The 613-nt window shown below is 59.9% G+C and carries 1 protein-coding gene; it reads right to left on the reverse strand.

Annotation, left to right across the window (positions count from 1 at the left end):
• Positions 1-613 (reverse strand): hydantoinase/oxoprolinase family protein (locus tag ACXJ5O_RS29170; RefSeq protein ID WP_457302943.1); only part of this gene is annotated, 613 nt, incomplete at both ends.

The raw sequence follows: 613 nt of genomic DNA on the forward strand, positions 1-613 counted from the left end.
CCTCTTCGGTGGCAGGAACCAATGAACCGAAATCGACGTATGAGCGATCCATGCGTTTCGCCAATTGCCTGATTTGCGGCCGTCCGATACCCGCTCCTATGACCGGCGCAGCGTGATCCAGCTTGCGTGCCACCCGGAACGCGCCGTCATGGATCATGCGCAGCTGATGTTCGCTGAACCAGCGCGCAATATCGATCCATTCATGCTCTTCGAGATCGCCGCTGTCGCGCCCGACCATGCGCGCTACGCGTTGAATGGAACCCGCGACGGTCTTTGGTAGCCTGTCCGCCGAAGGATATTTGTCATCCGCCTCGTCCAGCGTGCCGAGAATGCGGCCGAGATCGGCGGTGTTGGCGAAATATTCATTCATGAGCGGCGTCATGTGCCCACGCACCGGAACCAGTTCGGCGATACCGATCAGCGCGGAACGGGCAAACCCCGTATAAACCAGCTCGCCAGTCAAAAGCCGCTCGGCATCGGAATATCCGTCATTGACCAGCGCGCCATTCCTGAACGCGAGAATGTCGGTGGTCGTCGATCCCATATCGACGAACAGCCCATTGCCTGTGAGCTTCGCGCTCAGGCTTGCGGTGGCGTGCCAGTTGGCAGAGGC

The organism is Phyllobacterium sp. P5_D12, assembly GCF_054049495.1.